Genomic DNA, 20,568 nt, shown 5'->3' on the forward strand with positions numbered 1-20,568 from the left:
ACGTAAAAAGAGTAACCGAATCAATATTTGTTTCTGTTTCGCCTCCTGAAGATTTTGCGCCATAACGCCTGTAGGGGTGAGCAAAAGAGATTTGTGCGATGGCGATTCCACCCGACGGGGCCGGTAGCTAGGTGGTTCATCCGAACCGCCAAACCGGAATACCGAGCTTCCTAGCCTTGTCAGCGAGGTTCTCCTGAATGCCGGTGCCGGGGAACACCATGACTCCGATCGGCAGGACATCGAGCATCTGATCGTTGCGTTTGAAGGGCGCGGCGCGGCCGTGCTTGGTCCAGTCCGGCGCGAAGCCGATCTGGGTGACGTTGCGATGATCGGCCCAGCGGGCGGCGATCTTCTCGGCGCCTTTCGGCGACTTGCCATGCATCAGCACCATGTCCGGATGTTTGGCGTGCACCTGATCGAGCTTGTCCCAGATCAGCTTGTGATCGTTGTAATCGGCGCCTCCGGAGACCGCGACCTTCGGACCGGCGGGCAACAACACTTCGCGGTTGGCGCGTTTGCGTTCGGCGATGAAGTCCCGACTGTCGATCATCGCCGATGTCAGTCCGCGGTGGTTGACCTTTGAGCCGGTGCGCGGCGACCAGGGCGATCCGGTGGTGCGCAGATAGTGCTCGGCGGCGCTGTCGCGGAAAACCTCCAGGCTGTCGCGCCACTCGATGAGACCTTGTCCGGTCTCGATGAGCCGTTCGAGCTCGACGGCCTTGATTTCAGAGCCGTCCTGCTCGCGCTGCCCGCGCTTTTGGGCCTGCTCGTTGTCGTCGAGCTTGCGTTCGAGCCGGTCGGCGGCGCGATGGAACATGTTGACGGTCGACCAGAGCAGTTCGTCGAGTTCGCCATCGAGGGCGGTATCCGCCATGGTGGCGATCAGGGCGTCGAAGATGTCGGAGACGGCACCTGCGATGACGTTGTCCTCCGGGACCAGGCGTGGGTCCGGTCCGTGCCCGTCGTGGCGGTAGCCATGGAGTTCCAGTTCGTTCAGCGCGTGCTCGGTCGGCGAGGATTCGTGATGGGGTTCGAAGGTGTCGTCGTCGAGTGTCATCGTGTGGCTCCCTTTGTCGGTTGGCCGCGCCCGCCGCGGCCTTCATAGGCAGACAAGACGGCGGGCGGACCGGGCCTGCATCCTGGAGCGTCAGCGCAAGGACCGAAGCGGCAGCGGAGGATGGCGGAGGCCGGCGATTTTGTTTCGCGATGGAAAGGCCCGAAGGGCCGAGGGAAAATCGTTGGCCGCAGCCATTGCCGGACCGGGCCGTCTACTGTCCGGTCGCCCTCTGAAGAAGGCCGGGCGCGGCCCTCTGCGACATCCACGGGGAGCCGTTGACGAAGGCTGCGACGTCATCGCCATACTCCGCACCGATCTCTCCCGGTCAGGCGGACAGAACGGCCTCCATGAACCTGGCGACATCCTGCGGCGCGAGTTGGACCCGGATCGAGGCCCGGAAGGCGTCGATGCCACGAAGGCGCAGATCCTCGTTGAGATCGCCCAGAATTGGCGAGAGTGGCAGCGCCTCTATGCCGAGCGCATCTGCCCTTTCGACGAGCGTGTCCCCTGCGCCGTCGCCCGCCGGATCGTCGTCTCGCACGATGTAGAGCCGGCGCAGCGTGTCGGGGAACAGGATAGCGGCAAGATGGGCTGCGGAGAGCGCAGCCGCCATTGGCATCTCGGGCAATACGCATCGTAGCGATAGCATGGTCTCGATCCCTTCGCCGACCGCCATGACCTCTCCGGCCACGCCGAAGCGCACCGCGTGGCCGAGCAGGTCACCCATCGCCCGTCGCGGCGTCTCGATCGGAGCCTTGCCGAGAGACGCCGCGCTGAAGCTGTTCGGGTTGAGCCAGGTTCGGTGTGCGCCGGTCTGGTGACCGTTTAGATCGGTGACCGACGCGATTAGCGCGGGCCAGATTTCTGTCGGTCTGTGCTCGTCGGGCCGGTAATAGCAGCGCGGATGAAACCGCAGCGATCCGGTTCCGTGCAATGCCTTAATGCCGCGTTTGCGCAAATACGTTTCCGCGAGCGTGCCGGCAATGGGCCCTGACATCGCGAACAGCCGCTTCGCCGCCCGTGGCGAACCCATTGGTGCCGGTGACACTCGATCACGATGCACCACCGGCTTTGGATCGGGCTGGGGCAATGCCAGGAAGCGCCGCGCTTCGTCAGCGGTTTCCTTGAAGCTGGTAAGCCCCCGGCTTTCACGAATGATGTCGAGTAGATCGCCATGTTCACCGGTCGCGGCGTCCGTCCATTTGCCAGCAGTCCCTTTCGCGCTCGGGACCAGCCGCACATACATGGATCTACCGGGCATGTTCCGGACGTCTCCGACGACCCAGTAGCGTCCGGTTTTACGGCCATTGGACAAATAGGACCGGCAGACCGCCTCGGCGTTTTGGGCGAGCCGCTCCGCGAGATCACCTGCTGTTTCTGTCATGATCAAGGCCTCCAAAGAAAAAGGCCCGCGCGAAGGCGGGCCAGGATTGCCGGTTCGGATGCCGCTCTATTCGGCGGCTTCCACGTGAGATGTTGGTTCGGCTTGGTCATTGTCCTCCGGGATGTCGTCCGCGCCCATGGCCGTTTCACCGTCTTCTGCCGTCGTTTCCACGACGGGTGTTTCAGACGTCGCGGGATCATCGGCATTTCCGGCTTCATCGGCATCCGCTTCCGGCTCAACAGAAGTGCGCAGTGGCTCCGGCAACCAGCCCGTATCGGCGAGCAGGGTCTCTGCTTCCTTCGCCATGTCACCCTTCTTCAGATGGGCGATACGGTCGGCGGCACGCTCTCCTTTCGCTTCGCTGACCGCTTGCAGGATGCGCGCCTTGGTGACGCGGCCGAGGAAGGTGTCCACCCTCGGACGCCAACCGGCGGCAGCCATATCGAGTCCGACAGACCGCGCGAGCACATCGGCATCGGCAAGCGCACGCGGACGCCTGTTCCAGGGTTCGGCCACGGCATTGACCGAGAGGCTGATCATATGGCCAAAGAGCTGGCGCCGATCTTCGTTGCTCCACAGAAGAAGCGTATCCCAAAGGTCATCAGATTCTTTCGGCAAGCGTTTGGACCAGTCCTCGTGCCGAGTTTCGGCGACCTCGACCATCGCGCTGTCGTTCAGCCCCGGCGTCTGGGTGCTGAACCCAACCCGCTTCAGACCAAGTTCCAGGCAACTGTCCGATCCGCGATGATAGAAGACCGAGAGCGCCAAGGCGTGCAAGGCCGCGATAAAGGCGATCTCGGGATGTTCGGCGAGTGCATTGCGCAGGCCGAGCGTGCGATGCGTGGTGAGTTCGGCCATCAGGCGATCGGAGATCGGCGCGAGCGCGTCCTCTTCTTCACCCTCGGTCGGCTCCGGAGCACCGGTGCCGGCATCGCCGCCGCTGCTGCCCTCCGTATCCGGCTGGCCACCGTCCGTTTCATCCGTGTCCACGGTCTCCGCGTTAGGTTCGGATACGATCTCGTCCTCGGGCCGCACGAAACCGCGTTCGACACGCAGGCTGCCGTCATGGGCGATGCTGAGGAAAGCGCCGGCCCGGGCCATCTCGTCGGGATCGAATTTGACCGGGCGTTGCTCGAAGGCCTCAAGGTCCGTCTCGATCTCGCCAAGGCGCTCGTCGACCGCGTCCGGCAGTTCATCGGCCTCGGCGTGGTCCGCCTCAAGCTGATCGAATTCCGCCGTCAGCGCGTCGCGCGCGGCTTCTTCTTGCGGCGTGAGCGGGATTTCCGCGCCGCGTAACTGCCGCAGACCAAATGTGTGGCCGTAGGGAAAGTCGGGCGCGGCATCGATCCATTTCCAGCCTTCGCCGACAATGGTCTCGGCTTCCCGCCGCAGTCTGTCGGTCACCATTTCCTCGACAAGGGGAACATCCTGCAGCCAGCCACCATCGTCCTGCTGGAAGAGATCACGCAGGACGGTGCCGCCGGCCTCGACATAGGCATCGAGGCCGATGAATTGCACACGCTTGTCGGAGGCGCGCACCGCGCCTTCGGTCAGCATGCGCCGGATGGCATAGGGCTGCTTGTCATAGGATTGCTGGAGCCGCTCGAAGACCTGCTCCTGGCGTTCATGATCGCCGGAGACAGTGAAGGCCATCAGCTGATCGAGCGTCAGGCCGTCCTCGGCATAGATGTCGAGGAGTCTGTGCGAGACGGCGGCGAGCTTCAAACGCTGCTTGACCACATTGACCGAGACGAAGAAGGTCGCGGCGATTTCCTCCTCGGACTGGCCTTTCTCCTTCAGCGTCAGGAAGGCGCGGAACTGGTCGAGTGGATGCAGCGGTGCGCGCTGGACATTTTCCGCAAGCGAATCTTCCTCGGCGATACCATCCTCGCGCAGGATGCAAGGGACCAGCGCGGTCTTGGCGAGACGCTTGCGTTTCACGAGAAGCTCGAGCGCCCGGTAACGCCGGCCACCGGCGGGGATCTCGAACATGCCGGTCTCGGTTCCGGCCTCGTCGGTGACGGGCCGAACGCTGAGCCCCTGGAGGAGGCCACGCCGGGCGATATCCTCGGCGAGTTCCTCGATCGAGACGCCGGCCTTGATGCGCCGGACATTCGACTGGGAGAGCAGAAGCTTGTTGAAGGGAATGTCGCGCGAGGACGACAGGGTGATTTTCTGGGGCGCGGTTGCCATGATGTTTACTCCGCGACGGGCGCCGAGAGTCTCTCTCTCGACTTCCAACCCGTCACGGACAAGGGCGCAGCCCTCTCACTCTCCTGATGCCGATCCACTGCAGAGCCGCGTTTGGGGCAGGGATATCAGCGGCGGGCCTTGCGCCTGGCCGCGGCGGCATCAAGGCTCCGCCTGTCCTCGACAATGCAGCGGGCATGGCGCGCCGCCTCGGCATAGACCGAGAGCGGAACATCGGCCTCGAACAGGAAATCGCGCTCGATCCCGAGGCCGAAGGGCAGGCGTACGGAGGCCAGTTCCAACAGGCTGAAGGAACCAAGCTCCGGGCAACCGAAACCGAGATCGGCGAGGCCGAACAGTGTATCCTTGTCTTCATCCAGTTCCGTGGCGATCCAGGTGGCGGCGCCCAGCGGATTGAAGAATTTGACCACGGGGATATGGTCGGTATCTGGTTGCTTGCCATTTTCGAGCAGGCGGGCGCGCAGAGTATCGGTCAGGAGTTTCATGCCACCCTCCTGTCTCTGGAGGCCCACGTCTCGTCGCCTTGCATCATGCGTTCCGGCAAAAAGGCGAGCAGCCAATCGGCGGCCTTGCTCGCTTGACTGGCGGCGCGAACGATGGCGCGATTGTCCTCGCGCAGGATCTCCAGCCAGGAACCAATATAATCGGCGTGACGCACGGTCGGCACGATGCCGAGCGCGGCACAGGAGAAGGCCGCGCTGATCTCGGCAATCAATTCCTCAAAGGCATAGCGTTTGGAGCCGAATGAACCGGTCATGTTACGATCGAGACGGGAGGCATGACCACTTGCGTGTCCAAGTTCATGCAATGCGGTCCGATGCCAGTTGATCGGCTCGAAATAGGCCTGCGGCGGTGGAACCTGCACGTAGTCATGGGCTGGCGCATAGAAGGCGCGATTGCCACCGATCCGAAAATCGACGCCCGTCGCCTTGATCAGCGCCTCGACCCTTGGCTCGATCATGCCTTGAGGCACAGGCGGCGCGGCGGTCGCGATCGCCTCGGGGAGGTTTTCGCATTGATCCGTGTTGAACACTGTGAAGCGTTTCAAGAAGGGTATGGTCCGGGCGTCCTCGCCGGTCTCCAGGGCGCGACGTTTTTCATCATCCGGCACGAAGCGATCAGCATAGACGACGGTGGTGCCGCGCTCGCCCTTGCGGACATTGCCGCCGAGCGCCAGTGCCTGACGAAAGGTCAGCCAGCCCTGGCCGGAATAACCGCGCTCGATGACGGCGCCCCATAAAAGCAGCACATTGATCCCGGAATAAAGGCGGGCGGTGGCGGCATTCCTTGGGAGGCCAAGCGGCGCATTCGCCGCCGCCGTCCCCCAAGGCTGGACCCAGGGCAGGCGGCCTTCCTCCAGCTCGGCGATGATCTTGTCGGTGATTTCGGAATAGAGATTGATCCGGTCACCCCTGGCGCCGGATTTGCGGTTCTTGCTGGACATCGCGGTTCTCCGCGACGGGCGCCAAGAGCCTCTCTCTCGACTTCCAACCCGTCACGGCACCCCTGTCCGCGCTCTCACTCTTGGGAGGGTCACGGAGAAATCCACGTCGCTTTGCACGCCCGTTTTTCATCACTCTTTCGGTTCGGAATTTGAGTTCTCTGTTGAGTTTGATGAAAAAATGTTGACTTCCAAGCAAACTTCCACAAACTTCCACCAACTCAAGGATGATCACCCATGAACAATTTCTATTCTTTTTCGGCTATTCGCGGAACCCAAGCGGGCTACCCATATTTTACTGTTATGATCCCGCTCGGCCAAGTGCCACGTATCTTTAGTTTTGACGACGAAACTTTGCCGCCTGACTTACGTGCTCAGCGTGTTTTGTCCAAGGCGCGAGTGCCGCAAATTGCAGAATATCTTTTTACAAACTGGGATAACTATATTCTTTCCTCGCTGTGTGCATCTGTGGATGGCGAGTTAAGCTTCAGGTCAGCGTCAGACGATCTTGGACTTAGGAATGTCGGGATTTTAACGGTCTCAATGGACGCAAGAATACTGATCAATGATGGGCAGCATAGGAGAGCTGCTATTGAGGAAGCCCTTAAAATAAGGCCTGAATTGGAAAATGAGACTATCTCCGTTGTTTTATTCGCCGACCGTGGGCTTGAACGCAGCCAGCAAATGTTTGCTGATCTGAACAAAAATGCCGTGCGACCATCGGGTTCGTTGAATGTGTTATTTGACCGTCGTAGCCCGCTATCTCAGCTGTCTTCCGGTATTCTGAATAAGATTGAATTTTTCAGACGTTTTACAGATTTGGAGCGCAGCTCAATTCCAAATCGCGGCACTGCACTTTACACCTTGTCGAGCCTAAACCGGGCAAATGAATGGTTGGCGGGAAAAGACGCAAATCGGTTCGGCGAGAGCACTGTTGACTTGGCTGTTGAATACTGGAGTGCCCTCTTTGACGTCATGCTTGATTGGCAGCGATTGGATGCCGGCACGCTGAAATCCTGTGATCTTCGCCAAGGTACCGTTCATGCCCACGGGGTTCTTTTGCAGGCGCTTGGACTTTTAGGTGGGAGGCTTCTCGCCGAAAAACCGAAAGATTGGCGGACGCATGTCAGGAAACTGGAGTCTGTTGATTGGTCGCGAAGGAACGCTGACCTTTGGGAAGGTCGTGTTATGAACGGTGCGCGGATGAATGGTCAGAAACGCGCTGTCCAACTTGGTGCTAACGTTCTTTGCACTGCAGTCGAGCTGCCGCTCGATGAGCGGGGTCGTCATGCTGAGAATTCTTTCCTTGAGATGGAGGCAGCTTGACATGAATACTCTGTTTGACGCCCAAAATGAAATGCATGAACACGAGAGCCCCAACCATACGGTGAAGGGAGTCCTCGAAGAAATTCGGGCGATTTATGAAAGGGACAATCGACCTTGGGTGATTGGATATAGCGGCGGCAAGGACTCGACTTGCGCGTTGCAGTTGATTTGGTCAGCATTGAGAGAGCTGCCTAACTCCAAACGGAAGAAACCGGTTTATGTCTTGAGTTCTGACACGCTCGTCGAAACCCCGGTAATTGTCGACTATATTGATCAAGCATTGATGAACCTCAATGAGGCAGCGCGAGCGCAATCGATGCCGATTGAGGCGCGCAAAGTCGTGCCAGACGTTAAGGATAGTTTTTGGGTGAACCTTCTTGGGCGCGGTTACCCAGCTCCCTCAAAACGCTTTCGTTGGTGCACGGAGCGATTGAAGATTGATCCTGCAAACGCTTTTATCAAAGAAAAGGTAGCACTGTTTGGCGAGGTAGTAATGGTGCTGGGTGTACGCCGGGCGGAAAGCGCCACCCGGGCGCAGGTCATGTCGCTCCATCGGATCAAGAATAGTGCGCTCTCGCGGCATTCAACGCTGCCTGGGGCCTATGTCTACACCCCGATTGAGGCGTTTAGCACTGACGATGTTTGGAGTTATCTCCTTCAGAATGAAAGCCCTTGGGGCGGTGATAACCGCCAACTACTCGCGATGTATCGGAACGCGCAAGCGGGTGAATGCCCGCTCGTTGTCGATAAGAACACTGAAAGTTGCGGCAATTCGAGGTTTGGATGTTGGGTTTGTACCGTTGTGACCAAGGACAAAGCTATGGAAGCCATGATAGATAACGGTGAAACGTGGTTGGAGCCGTTGCTCGATTTACGTGACGAACTTGCAGCAACCCAAAATCCGGAAGAAAAGCCAAAAGTTCGAGACTTTCGTCGGCGTGATGGGCGTGTGGTCTTTAAGTCCGGCAGTAATGAAACCATTCCTGGTCCCTATACAATCGCATTTCGCAAGTCGTTTCTTAGAAAGCTTCTGAAGGCGCAGCTCGAGGTGAACAAGAATGCGCCACCAGGGGAAAAGACTATACTCATACACGATGAGGAGCTTCAGGAGATACGCCGACTATGGCGAACGGAAGCGGGCGACTGGGAGGACTCAGTCGCTGCCGTGGTACGCGACGTGCTTGGCCGTGAACTGCCGGTCGAAGATGACGGTGCATTCAATTTTGACGGCGAAGATGGTGTGATCTTGAAACATGTGTGTGCCGAGTACAATGTGCCGCCTGCATTGCTTGCCCAGCTTCTTGAAGTGGAAAGGTCTGTTCGTGGCTTGAAGCGTCGTGCGGCTGTTCACCAGAAAATAGGCGCAGTTATGGAGCGCGAGTGGCGGAATCGTGAGGAGGTGATTTCCCAACGGGATCAATGGGCCAGAAAGGCTGACAAATGATTCTAAAAGAACTCACACTTTGCAATTTTGGCCTCTACGGCGGCGAAAATCGGTTCGAACTTTCGCCTGCGTCTAACGAAGGTCGCCCTGTTATCCTTGTGCGTGGTCACAATGGGGGAGGCAAAACAACCTTTCTTGAAGCTGTGCGCCTCGCTCTTTATGGCAAACGCGCGCTTGGCGTACGCGTTGCACGTTCCGATTACGAAACCTATCTATTGCGCAGGATTAATGCCCTTGCGGCTGAAAGGTCAGCTTTCGTCGTACTTACTTTTACACGAAACGAAGAAGGATATCCGGTCGAGTACGAAGTTCGGCGAGCGTGGGCAGCTCGAGGGACGTCCGTGATTGAATCAATTGAGCTCAAAAGGAACGGTGCCCTCATAGAGGATATACCTCCTGAGGATTGGGACCATTACCTCGAAGATATGATTCCCTCGGGGATATCTCAGCTTTTCTTTTTCGATGGAGAAAAAATCCAGGATATTGCTGATGGAAGCTCAACTGATGGATTGAGGGATGCAATTCGCTCGCTGCTGGGCCTGGATCTAATTGGTCAGCTCCGGAGTGATCTTACCGTTTATATGTCGAGAAGGAATCCGTCAGGGTCGGTGGTGGATTTAGAATCCATCGAGCGCGACTTAAGCGGAGCAAAAGCAGACTTGGTGCTTTTGGAAGAAGATGCTGCGCAAGTTCGCGCCGACCGAGAAAAGGCTGATCGGCAAATTGCCAAAGCACAAAAGGCATTCGACGCAGAAGGAGGGGCTGCAGCCTTGGACCGAACGGCGCTCAGGCAGACTTTGAATGAAGTGGAAAAGCGCATCGACTGGCTGCAGGGTGATTTGAGGAGGCTTGCCGAGGGTCCGTTGCCCCTTGGACTCGCTTCAGCTCTTCTCGGTCGCTTGAGTGAAAAACTGGGCGAAGGCGGATTCATCGTAGGAAATGCTGCAATCAGGGATTTTCTTGACGCCTTTGAAAGCGGTGATAAGGCAATGACATCTAACCGTGTTGCTTGGACAAGCAGTCATTTTTCCGAGTTGAGGGCATTCCTTGCGAAAGCCACTGCTCAGGCCAGTAGCATCAAACTCGATGCAGAGCCGGCGTGGATCAAAGGCAGGATTGGCGCGGTCAACCAAGGTCTCAAAACCCAAGCTTTCGATCTTGGCAAGGAATTTGACAGCGCGCGGCTGCGTCAAGCCAAGCTCAAGAAACAACTACGGAATTTAGACGAGGGCGCAGCGAACGAGACGCTTGAGACTCTGAAATCTGCGGAATATGAACGTGGGCGAGCGGAGGCCCAGCTAGGGGAAAAAGAAAAGGCAATTAGCAGTTTACGGTATCGAATCGAACAACTCGAGAAGCATCGCGATCAGGCGCTTGAGGTCAAGTTTGACGCTGAACTTGCACTCCATAAGATGGAGCTTGGTGACCGAGCCCGCGCGGCTCTTGCTGCCTATGAGGTTCAGGTACTGGAGCGCCGCGTAACTTCCCTCTCGGAGCATTTCGTGAGTTGTTTTAATGGGTTGATCCGCAAAAAGCGGCTTCTTAGCAGTGTACGGATTGATCCCGACACTTTTGATATCGCTTTGGTTGGGGCCGATGGCGTCGAAATTCCGAAGGAAGCACTTTCAGCCGGAGAACGCCAGATTTTTGCGATTTCAATGCTTTGGGCACTCGGCAAGACGTCCGGTCGTGACTTGCCTATGATTATCGATACGCCACTCTCGCGGCTCGATAGAGCACACCGCAGGTCGCTTATGAGCGATTATGTACCTACGGCCAGCCAGCAGATCATCCTTCTATGTACGGATAGTGAATTGACGCCTGATCTCGATGAGCTCGTCTCACCCTTTGTGGCGCGCCGATACGAAATCGGAGTAGTACAAGGTGATTTGAAAACACAGGTTACGGCGCGGTTACCGGAGGTGATCTATGCACATTAGCAAATTCCGCGTGTCCGATGAGGCAACTGGCCGATTGCGTGTTCTGCGTCAGCGTGCAGCGCTGACTCCCAATCTTCTTTGCCGCATGGCAATGGCGATCTCGTTAGAAATGGGGAAGATCGGATCTGCAACAGACACTGAGGACGGGCAAGAGTTTAATGCATACACATTGTTTGGTGCCGATCAACCAATATATACTACACTTTTGCGTTGGGTGGAGACCGAGGATGGTGAAGAGCTCGATGAGCGCGAACTGATCCGCCGCCTACGTGCACATATTGACCGGGGGCTGACGGCTATTTCGGCGAGGGTAAAGTCCCCTGGCGATGCAGCCCGGTTACTGGCTGGAGATATTCTCGTCCGATGACCGGCCCTGTTTACCTCGACCATAATGCTTCAACACCTATCGATCCAGCTGTTATCGAGGTTATGATGGAAGCAATGCGAACCCATTACGCGAATCCGTCGAGTGGTGAGCATTTACCAGGAGCAACTGCTTCGGAGGCGATTGAGCGTGCACGCGAAATAATAGCGACAGCAATTGGCGCTCGCTCGTCAGAGATCATCTTCTGCGGCGGATCCACGGAAGCGAACAATCTTGCTTTGTTGGGGGCTTTTCCAGCGCTAAGAGAGTCAGGCAAGACGGAGATTATCACTTCGATGATTGAGCACCCGTCGGTTAAAGGGCCACTTGCTAGATTGGCGGCTGAACATGGTGCAAAAGTCATTCAAGTGCCGGTTGGAGAGCATGGTGCGGTGTACACTGATGCAGTTCGCGAAGCAGTCACTGATAAGACGGGCCTTGTGTCGATAATGGCGGCGAACAACGAAACTGGTATACTTCAACCCCTTGATGAAATTGGCGCGCTTTGCGCGGAAAAGGGTCTTGTTTTTCATACGGACTATTCGCAGGCGACCGCTTATCGCCCCCTTAACGTCAGCAATGCAAACGTGCACCTTGCAAGCTTCTCCGGACATAAAATGTATGGGCCGAAAGGTATAGGCGTTCTGTATAGGCGCTTGCGAAAGCCGCGCGTTGAGCTTGAGCCTGTTTTGTACGGGGGAGGACAGGAGCGGGGCCTTCGATCCGGCACGTTGAATACCCCAGCGATCATTGCGCTAGCCGCAGCGTTCGATCTTGTAATTCGAGGATACGAAAGAGACGTTGCAGAAATCGGAAGCCGTCGGGACCGTCTTGCGGAGGGGCTTCGGAAAATCGGAGGTGTGAGTCTCAATGGTGAGTTGTCAAATGCGCTACCCAATACTATTTCGGTATCAGTGGACGGCGTCGAACCACTAGCTTTGATGCGCCTTTTGAGAAGCGAGGTTGCTTTTTCGGCCTCGAGCGCCTGTTCCACCGACCGGGTAGAGACCTCTCCGGTGCTAAAGGCAATGTTTGGAGATACGCTGCGGGCTCGCCGAGCGTTCCGAATAGGGCTTGGCCGAGGCACAAGTGATCACGATATAGCGCGCGCGATTGTTGCATTTTCGCGCGGGATAAACCAGCTAAGGTCAGGCAGGCTGGCCTGAGTCTGGCTCGCTTTTAGCTTGCCAGAGATCGGCATACGCCACAAGGAAGTCGTCTACACTTCGAGGCGGCGCCATTGCGTCACGTAGAATTTCAAATCCTTTGGCGGCATAGCGGTTCATAAACCTAATCCCATCCTCGCTAAGCCCCAGTGGTGAATGCGGATCAAGCAACTTTACGGTCTCCTGCTCGATGAGATCCCGGTTTTTTGGATCTAGATTGCGTCGACGGATTTCCGCTTCCACAAGGAGGCCCAGCAGGTAGCTGTCGTAGGGCTGGTAAGCGTCTGGGTATTTGGCGCCTGCAGCAAGAAATGCTGGCATTAAAGAGGGATCGCTCGCTAGTTGCGCATATCGAAACCCTAACATCAGACACGCATAGAACTTGTCGATATCGAGAAACCTAACCCCCTTGATCGGCTGGGAGTCAATTTTGGAAAAGAAGGATGCAGCATCTTCAGTCAGGCGCAGGCTCATTCGGCTATTCCTTCACCAGACTGGCGTTTAAATTCGTCAAGCCCGTAGTGGGTCTCTATTCGGCCATCTGCCGTTTTGGACAACGTAACAAATCGTGTATCTTCGAGTTCATAGAAGCTCTCTGCAAACGCCGCTTGTTCGCTAGAGATCACGAAAAAAATCATTTGCTCGAAAAGAGTTGGGATGACCTTACTGACTTCTTTACGGACATCGAGATCCAATGACACCGCAGGGCTATCAACTATGAAAGGTAGCTCGAAGGGGGCCTTGGATAATAATGCCGTCAGAAAGGCGTAGGCGACTGAGAGGCTTTGTCCTTCGCTGACATCATCCTTGCTCGATGATTTGTCAGACTCCAGCTCGAGGGCGCCGTCAATGCGTTTAACGCGAAGCTGCTCCATTTTAACTAGTGTTTTCAAGCGATCATTGGTTTCGGTTCGGATAACTTCACGTAGCTCTGCTAGAGCTTTTTTTTCGATTCTTGAGAGTTGATCGAGCAGGCTATCTCGCTGGCGTGATAGCCGGAACGAAGCTTCCACTTCGTCAAGCGTAGCCTTGCATTCTCCCAAGTGCTTTTGTGCAAGCGGAATGTTTGTTTTCGCGGTACTTTGGTAAGAGCGCTGCTTGGCAGTATCTGCAGTTTCCAAGCGTTCAATGTCAATATTGAGCGCCGCCAGTTCAACATTGATCTCGCTTTCGCGTTCAGTTAATGGACCCATATCTTCATCGCCGCGTTCTTCAGCCTCTTGCTTCAGTCGGTCCATGGCCTTTTCGTTGGCTTGGCGATCTTCGAGTTTACCGTGGAGAGTGTCGCAGGTCGCTGAGAAGCTTGTTTCTGAAGTGGCGCTTGAATTCAGACGATCTTTCATAGCTGCAATGGCAGAAATTTGATCCTGAGCTAGATACTGTTCTTTCCGGTGCTTAAGGATTTCGCGTTCTGCGTCTCCAATCGGGCGACCGCAGATGCATTCCCCTTCATCTGCAATTTCATCAAAAAAATCCGAAGATACGCTTTTGGGAAGTCTTGCCTTCGTTAGAACGGTGCCGAGATTCGTAAGTCGTGATCGAATGGTTGGCGAAAGCGTTGCCGGGTTTCGATAAGCAATAAGAGCGGCCAAGGTAGTGGTTTGGATGTCGCTGGCTATGTCATTAGCATCCTTGGACAATTTTAGTCGTCGATCATTTAGATCGCCACTGCGAGCGATGTGCTCTTCGATCTGCGTGCGAACGCCTTCTTGCTCTCGTTTGAGTTTTGTGCGGGTGGACTTCTTTTCTGCCAACGCCTTTTTGAGGGTTGCCAACTGGCCTGCGGCTTCGTCGAAAATCTTTTGATGACGGGATACGCCTTTCTGAGTTCGGCCCGAGGTACGCTCGAGCGCTTCTTGGCGTTTGGATACCGCATCACGGATCCGCTGACGAAGTCTCGAAAGATCGTCGAGCTGGTACAACGTTCGAATAGCGTGATCTGCGGCGGCCTTGTTTAGATCCCGTATATCCCGTGCGAGTTCTCCGTCGAAAACGAACAGTTTAATGAATTCGGGCTTTAGGATGTGCTTGAGGTCTGACGGCAAAACGAGCCCAGGTTCATGGCCACCGCCGCGTTCTTCAGCTCGCAGTGTTGAATATCTGTAAGTGCCAGCTTTGAAGTCGAAGTCTGCTGTAAGGCGGTAATGCTTAGCCTGACCACCGCCGCGACCTTCGATCAATAGACCTAATTCAAAGGTGCCAGACTCGACGGTGTCGTTGGCGCGAAAACCACGCACTTTTTCGACGCTTAAGTCTTCTTCGCCGAGAACAGCGCGTATCAATGTCATAGTTGATGTCTTGCCAAGACCGTTGGGCATTTGAACAAGCGACCAACGTGCGGGAGGATCTCCAAGCTCGAAGACCTCAGTGCCTTCACCGATCCTGAGATTATCGCAGCGCCAGTCGGTGATCCTAATCTTCATCAGCTGGCTCCTCGACCTCGATCTTGTCGAGCAGGTCGTAAATGTCCGATGTATCGAGATTGTCCATCATGGTGTTTTCTATGAGCGTGGCGAGCGCTCGCTCATAGTCTTCGTTCATCCCGTCAACTTTGCAGACAGCTTTGACTGCTCGCCTTATAGCGTTGTCGATCATGGCATAGCCGCCCTTTCGCGCCGGATGGCCGCAAGTTTTTGAAACCACGCCCGCCGCCTTTCATCCGTGGATAGAGGCGCGTCTGGCGGGGGAAGTTCGTCGTCTTCGTCGGTTTTGATGAAGTCCACAATCGTTGCACGTTTGTTTGGATTTTTAGGGTCAATTCTTAGGCACCGTCCAACCCGTTGAACTGTTTCGATCGGTGCTTTGGCCGTTGCGAACAAGACAATATTGTGGACAGACTGAATGTCGATGCCTTCTGAAATCCTTTTGCATGCAATGAGACAGCTAAGATCACCACGGGCGAACCGTCTTAGGTTTTCGCGGTCATCATCCCCATAATAAGTATGAAATTTGACGCGTTCTCGCATCAAAATCGGTTGGAGCAATGCGCCGTAGTCTGCCTGCTCCACGAACAGGATGGTTCTTTGGAGAATGGCCGGATTTCGTGCAACGTAGTCCTCGAATAGAGGTATCTTCTCCGTGGATAGCTTCTTGATCTTTGCCAGCTCCATCCAAAGTTGCTTACGGTCAGTATCACCGTCCTCCTCGCGACTTCGCTGTTTCGCGAAGGCTGTTTGGACAGCGGCGCGGTCTTTTGGTGAGAACTGAAATTCGATCGGATGGTAGTCAAACTCACACAGAATGCCACGCCGGATAGCCTCTTGGATATCAAATCGAAAAATGACAGGGCCGATTTCCCTTTTGATAAAGTCGTTTCCATCATCGTCATACTCTCGACTGGGTGTTGCGCTCAGCCCGAGTCTATATGGAAATTTCTTAATTTGTCCGTCGAGTTCTGAAACTAGTCCTGGTTCACCAAACCCGTGCACTTCGTCGCAAATTATTAACGTCTGAGCGATCCGTTCTGGGGAAAGTCGTCGAATAACTTCGGCGAGCTTTCGCCGATTTACAATCAGGCATGCGGGCCGCTTTGAAAGTCGAAACTTGTCGGCGTCGTTATGGGAATCGTACTGCCGATAGATCAAGTCGACATAATCATGTCCAACAAGTGCACTATACCATTGATCTAGCAGGTCTGTTCCATACGCGGCAACGATAGTTGAGCTAATGAGATCTCGTTCCCGAAGCTCAGTGTCGATTTTCAGGGCTGTCCGGGTTTTTCCTGTGCCCGTGGCCATTCCGAGCACACCCGCGCGGGCCTTTAAGAATTCCGCTAGTGCTTCATCCTGATGGCGCCACTTATTGGTGATACCAATCTTTTTATGCCCACGAAGCGGGTAAGGGCGATTTGTCTTTCCCGCAAACCTTACCAGTCGTTTTTGAATGGCGGTTGGGAGTTCGAAACACCGAACATTTGGGTCGTGCTTGTTCCAGAGGCGATCGAAGGTGTTGGCGATGGACTTGGCATGTACTGCATCGCGGTCGTTGGTCCATCCCAGATGAATATGCAGCTTTTCAAAATTCTGAAAACCGCCAACAGTCTCATTTGGGGATCCGTTGAACGCAATGAAGTCTCCTTCCGCATCCTGGAATACGCCAATCTTAATATGAAAGTCTCCAGTTAGTTTTGCAGTGGGAATGGCGATCCGCAGATCGAGGAGACCATCAGCAATCAGCCATGCCAACACCGTGAGTGGCATAGATTTCGCTGCGCTTTCCAAGTCGTCAAGAACTTCATTTAGCGTTGCGAGGATTCGCGGGTCGTTTTTTGCGTCCTCGCCTTGCTTGACCGCTCCCCAATCCTCCGGCGAGAGGTGTGGGCTTGTAATGAGCCGCATTTTGCCACCGTTCGCGGCTAAAGCTGCAAGGCCCTCTGCTACGTAGCTGAGCCATCCAGACGTAAAGTAGCCTACGCCTCTGTCATACCGAGATGATGCACGCAACGCGGGTACATAGAGCCGCGCGACAATATCATCTTCAGAGGTATCTAGCGACTCAGGAAAGGTTACGCTCTGCAGGCGTAGGTCGCCATCTTGCTTGAAAGGGTGCCGTGAATCATTTGTTTCTGTTGTCATGTGCTGCCAAGGTGCCGCATTTTCAATATTCAGGCAATTGCCACGCATACTGATGTAAAATGTGATTTCCGACGATGGCCTTCTCAAATAGGCTCGGACAATCTTTTGCGTCGGCTTTAATTGATGTGTTCTGTGCCCTAGGCTTGTTGCTACTGTGTTTTTGAATGGCTCGTAAGGTGCTATTCATATTACTTCGTTGCGGCTTTGATGACTTGTTCGATGTCGTCTCGTTGTTCGGTTGTTAGAGTTTCGTCAAGATTAATCTTATGGAAGATGACACGGCGGATTTGCGTGCGTCCCTGCCCAGAGGCTTGCTGAAAGGCTTCGTTGGTAAAGTCAATTTCGCCAAGGGGACGCAGTTTTTCTGCAAACCAGTCACGTGAGAAGTCTTTTGCTTCAAGTGCGGCCGGCGCCAACTTTCGCAGTGTGTCGAACAAAGCCTGTACACCGACAGTCTTTGTGAGATAGGAACCGGCGGGCAACTCTGGACCACACACGTCTAGTACTGCCAGGAAGAAATTCGAAACGGCGCCCAGCAAGACTTTGTCTCGGGTGTTTATGTAAAGTTCGCGCAACGGGGCTTTGTCTCCTGAACGCTCGTCAGCGAGCTTTAAACGAGTCTTTTCCCGCCCAGTGCGTAACGTATCGGCGTCTTTTTTGGGTGAGGTTGAAATCAATCGGGTAATCCCGTCGACGACCGTTGCAGTTGAAATCATCCACCGATTCTCGGCTTTTGCCTCTGCACGGGAGATTGCGAAGTCGTTCTCTGCTGCAACTAGAACGCGCTGATAGAGAGGGCTCTCGATGTCGGTGTTAAGCTTGCGAGTAAGAAAGACAGCCAACTTTTCGGGTGACCATAGTTCTGGCTGTTCCTCCTCAATGTTGTACCCAAACAATTCGTAAGTCTGACTTCGATCGACTGGCTTTTGTGTTGAGTTGATTGTTGCAAAGAGATAGGCTTGATAAGGGCGTGGGAGGTCCAGAAAGATGGAGCAGAGTACCGGTGTATCAAGTCGAGCATCACTGGCGTAGGCGAAGCCAAACAGCCGGTGCTGTCCGTCGATAATCGGAGCAAGGCGTTCCTTGGACGGGATGACAAGCTCAAGGCACCCACCATCTGTGGTGTGCGATTCAATACGCCACCTGATTGCGTCATCTTGGACGCTGAGCCCCGTGCTGGCTGAATAATTTGCTGCCAAAATGACGGAATTCGGAAATGCGGCCTCTCTCGTTTCAATGTAGCGTCCGATAACTTTTAGACGTGGTTCATTGATCAGACGCTGGGAACCTTCGAGTCGGTAGCTGTCCCCCTCTGTAATCGCACGCAGTCTGTCTGTGTAGCAGACTTCTAGGAGCTTCCTTGCGGGAATGGCGGCAGCGTAAAACTCACCTAGCGGTTGTTCTACTCTGATAGCGGGTACTTTGATGAAAGGTCTACCTTCTTCTCGGCCAGTCATAGCGCGTAACCCTCAGTGTCGCCCGCAGGGGCAGTCTCAGTATCGCCACCAAGTGGATCCAGAGATGAATTTTGAGAATATTTCTCGTCGTCCCAGTTTGCTAACCACCAAGTGACAATTGCTAGGGCTGTGCCGGTTGCCAGAAAAGGATATCCCTCACCGGAGCCGCGGTTCTCCAGCAGCGCAGCTACTACAGCTAAGATAATAAATGTAATAAGCAATAGGGAGAGTAACGCGCGCAAATTCTTTTGTTTGTCCTCGACGACTATGACCTGAATACAGGACAACGAGCCGAGGCCTGCAAAGAAAGTTAGAATCGATTTGAAGACGCTGGGATCAGCCCAAATTGATCCCGGCGGAGTTTGCCCTTGTGTCGAGATCCAAGCTTCGGCAATTGATACCCAGATACCTGTGGCGCCAATTATCATGGAGACAACAAAAAAAAATACATATGCCGGCTGACAAAATGGAAGCAGCAGTCTTCTTAGAAGAGATCTTACGAGTACCCCCCATTCCGATGCGCTGGGGCCCTCATTTGTTTTTCTTTTTTTCCAGAACCTCATTAGCCTCTCCCGTCGATCCTGTACCAAGAGTACCTACGCTAGGACCTTAAGAGATTCTGAACTTGGCGCATAGCGGTCTCATCGCACAATAACTCGGGTGTGATTTTCTGCAGCCCGCAATTTAATGAGCCTCTTTTGAATGTTCCAGGGCGCTACTTGCACTTCCTCTGATAGTCCCGCTTGTCAGTTATTTGGACGGATAAAAGGTGAATGTGCATGCGAAAACGAAATATCTCTCGTGAAGAGTTATTTGCATTGGTTTGGGAAAAGCCCACCCAAGAGGTAGCGAAAGAACTCGCTGTATCAGACGTGGCGATTGCCAAGTTATGCGCTCGGCTTCAGGTTCCTAAGCCGGCGCGCGGTTATTGGGCCAGAGTCAGATCGGGACAGGTGCTCCGACGTCCCCCGTTGGCTGCCTTTAAAGATGAGGTTGATCGCAGGCGACGTGAAGCTGTGCGAGCCAAGTCTGCAAAGGTGCTGTCAAAGCTCCAGCAACAGTTTTACCAAGCTGCTCTGTCGGACCTAAAACGCCAGGGTGTTGCTATCAATCAGGCTGAAATTCGGGCGCGACGATTGCCAGATCTCGATGCTGACATCGCTTCTCAGATTTTGCTCCTTGTTCAGAGCCGAGGGCATGTCTGGGTCAAGAATGGGACCGTGGCAACGCGATGGAACCAATCCGTCCAGGCAAGTGCATCGAAGCTCGTCGAAAAACTCATGCCGATGGCCCGCGCGCAGCTGTTGATGTTCGAAAGCGAAACCAGTCAAAGGTGGCATAGGGCCACAGGCCCGGCGGTTCTGGTGCGTTTGACAGCGCCGTTGCAGGAAAGGATCGCTTCCCTCGTCCGCGTTGTCCGGGAATGCAGTCTGTCTCATGTCGTTTTACCGCTGATGACGGGCGATCACGCGTGGTCCGTCCGTCATGTTCATGGCCCCGAAGCACGTCTCTTTCTGGAGAGTTTGTTGTGCATCTCAAAAACTGAGTTGTGGGTTGAAGCTACCCGAAATTCATGGCGCGAAGATGAGCCTGCGGAGCGCTTCGTGACGAGTCGATTAAGTTTGCGGGAAATCATGCCCATTGATTACATGATATTACGGGATGTGCCGCTGTCGCCCCAGATTTCCAGCGCCGCTGTCAAGCCATACCGGGAGCGCCTCAAAGCTTTGATGGAACTTGATCAAGTCTATGACATGATTTCGAATACCGCTTATGGAATGGAGCGAGAAATGCCCGGTCAGACACTAGCGTTGGCAGATAGCATCTGGTTCGGCAAGGAAGGTCGGTTTCGAGTCGCGCGAGATGCCTGGGCGCATGTGCAGGATGAGATGGAACGATGGGAGACTGAGCTGGAGGCAGAGCGATCTGCCTTGGCTCGATCCATCCTCGGGGTTGAAGCCGGAGATATCGTGGTAGCGGAAAACCGGGGGCGCCTTCTTCGTTTGTCGGTAAGTGAGGTCAGCCTTTATGGGAGTGATAAGGGTGTGACCTTTATCATCAATGGCACGAGGTTTCGTAAGGATGGGACCCTTGGAAAACAGCGGGATACACAGACCCTCCATTTTGAAGGTGATATTTGATGCCAACTTCTGCCACTCTGCAACCCAATATACGCAGAGATTTCGCAGGCTAAATCTGAGGTC

General features: G+C 54.9%; 17 protein-coding genes. 6 read left to right on the plus strand and 11 right to left on the minus strand.

Features of this window, described 5'->3' with window-relative positions:
• Positions 1-136: 136 nt before the first annotated feature.
• The 5 genes from NHF56_RS03125 to NHF56_RS03145 form a co-directional block, all read right to left on the minus strand.
• The gene (locus NHF56_RS03125; RefSeq protein WP_252801493.1) at positions 137-1,057 is read right to left on the minus strand and encodes a DUF2493 domain-containing protein; all 921 of its coding nucleotides are present in this window, start codon (positions 1,055-1,057) and stop codon (positions 137-139) included.
• Positions 1,058-1,382: 325 nt separating this feature from the next.
• Positions 1,383-2,441 carry a toprim domain-containing protein gene (locus tag NHF56_RS03130; RefSeq protein WP_252801494.1) on the minus strand — a complete coding sequence of 353 codons (1,059 nt, stop codon included), beginning with the start codon at positions 2,439-2,441 and terminating at the stop codon, positions 1,383-1,385.
• A 66-nt stretch (positions 2,442-2,507) separates the two neighbouring features.
• Positions 2,508-4,634 carry a ParB N-terminal domain-containing protein gene (locus NHF56_RS03135; RefSeq protein WP_252801495.1) on the minus strand — a complete coding sequence of 709 codons (2,127 nt, stop codon included), beginning with the start codon at positions 4,632-4,634 and terminating at the stop codon, positions 2,508-2,510.
• A gap of 125 nt (positions 4,635-4,759) precedes the next feature.
• Entirely contained in the window at positions 4,760-5,137 is a 378-nt protein-coding gene (locus NHF56_RS03140) for a DUF2958 domain-containing protein (RefSeq protein WP_252801496.1), read from the minus strand.
• A complete protein-coding gene (locus NHF56_RS03145) occupies positions 5,134-6,096 on the minus strand; it encodes an ArdC family protein (protein ID WP_252801497.1) in 963 nt (320 codons plus the stop codon). Before NHF56_RS03145 ends, NHF56_RS03140 begins: the two co-directional genes overlap by 4 nt.
• 234 nt (positions 6,097-6,330) lie before the next feature.
• Between NHF56_RS03145 and dndB the strand changes: the two genes are divergently transcribed.
• Genes dndB through NHF56_RS03170 form a run of 5 tightly spaced genes read left to right on the plus strand, consistent with a single transcriptional unit; the run spans position 6,331 to position 12,333 of the window.
• Entirely contained in the window at positions 6,331-7,419 is a 1,089-nt protein-coding gene (dndB, locus tag NHF56_RS03150; RefSeq protein WP_252801498.1) for a DNA sulfur modification protein DndB, read from the plus strand.
• 1 nt (position 7,420) lies between these two features.
• Positions 7,421-8,863: a DNA phosphorothioation system sulfurtransferase DndC gene (gene dndC, locus NHF56_RS03155; protein WP_252801499.1), complete on the plus strand. Its 1,443-nt coding sequence runs from the start codon at positions 7,421-7,423 to the stop codon at positions 8,861-8,863.
• Positions 8,860-10,803, plus strand: a complete 1,944-nt coding sequence (dndD, locus tag NHF56_RS03160) for a DNA sulfur modification protein DndD (protein WP_252801501.1) — start codon at positions 8,860-8,862, stop codon at positions 10,801-10,803. Before dndC ends, dndD begins: the two co-directional genes overlap by 4 nt.
• Entirely contained in the window at positions 10,793-11,170 is a 378-nt protein-coding gene (dndE, locus tag NHF56_RS03165; protein ID WP_252801503.1) for a DNA sulfur modification protein DndE, read from the plus strand. The genes dndD and dndE overlap by 11 nt, the downstream gene beginning before the upstream one ends.
• Entirely contained in the window at positions 11,167-12,333 is a 1,167-nt protein-coding gene (locus tag NHF56_RS03170; RefSeq protein WP_252801505.1) for a cysteine desulfurase family protein, read from the plus strand. Before dndE ends, NHF56_RS03170 begins: the two co-directional genes overlap by 4 nt.
• On the opposite strand, the gene NHF56_RS03175 is transcribed toward NHF56_RS03170, so the two are convergent.
• The 6 genes from NHF56_RS03175 to NHF56_RS03200 form a co-directional block, all read right to left on the minus strand.
• Positions 12,316-12,807 (minus strand): hypothetical protein, encoded by a 492-nt coding sequence (locus tag NHF56_RS03175; protein ID WP_252801507.1) that lies wholly within the window; start codon positions 12,805-12,807, stop codon positions 12,316-12,318. The genes NHF56_RS03170 and NHF56_RS03175 overlap by 18 nt on opposite strands.
• A complete protein-coding gene (locus NHF56_RS03180; protein WP_252801508.1) occupies positions 12,804-14,756 on the minus strand; it encodes a hypothetical protein in 1,953 nt (650 codons plus the stop codon). Before NHF56_RS03180 ends, NHF56_RS03175 begins: the two co-directional genes overlap by 4 nt.
• Positions 14,746-14,928 carry a hypothetical protein gene (locus NHF56_RS03185; protein ID WP_252801509.1) on the minus strand — a complete coding sequence of 61 codons (183 nt, stop codon included), beginning with the start codon at positions 14,926-14,928 and terminating at the stop codon, positions 14,746-14,748. Before NHF56_RS03185 ends, NHF56_RS03180 begins: the two co-directional genes overlap by 11 nt.
• Positions 14,925-16,907, minus strand: coding sequence for a DEAD/DEAH box helicase family protein (locus NHF56_RS03190; protein ID WP_252801510.1), 1,983 nt, complete (start codon positions 16,905-16,907; stop codon positions 14,925-14,927). Before NHF56_RS03190 ends, NHF56_RS03185 begins: the two co-directional genes overlap by 4 nt.
• A 188-nt stretch (positions 16,908-17,095) precedes the next feature.
• Positions 17,096-18,364: a DNA phosphorothioation-associated DGQHR protein 1 gene (locus NHF56_RS03195; protein ID WP_252801511.1), complete on the minus strand. Its 1,269-nt coding sequence runs from the start codon at positions 18,362-18,364 to the stop codon at positions 17,096-17,098.
• Positions 18,361-18,927 (minus strand): hypothetical protein, encoded by a 567-nt coding sequence (locus tag NHF56_RS03200; RefSeq protein ID WP_252801512.1) that lies wholly within the window; start codon positions 18,925-18,927, stop codon positions 18,361-18,363. Before NHF56_RS03200 ends, NHF56_RS03195 begins: the two co-directional genes overlap by 4 nt.
• Before the next feature lie 216 nt (positions 18,928-19,143).
• Here NHF56_RS03200 and NHF56_RS03205 point away from each other — a divergent pair, with 216 nt between their 5' ends.
• Positions 19,144-20,505, plus strand: a complete 1,362-nt coding sequence (locus NHF56_RS03205; RefSeq protein ID WP_252801513.1) for a hypothetical protein — start codon at positions 19,144-19,146, stop codon at positions 20,503-20,505.
• Positions 20,506-20,568 lie beyond the last annotated feature (63 nt).

This window comes from Rhizobium sp. L1K21 (genome assembly GCF_024055895.1).
Classification (GTDB): domain Bacteria; phylum Pseudomonadota; class Alphaproteobacteria; order Rhizobiales; family Rhizobiaceae; genus Ensifer_A.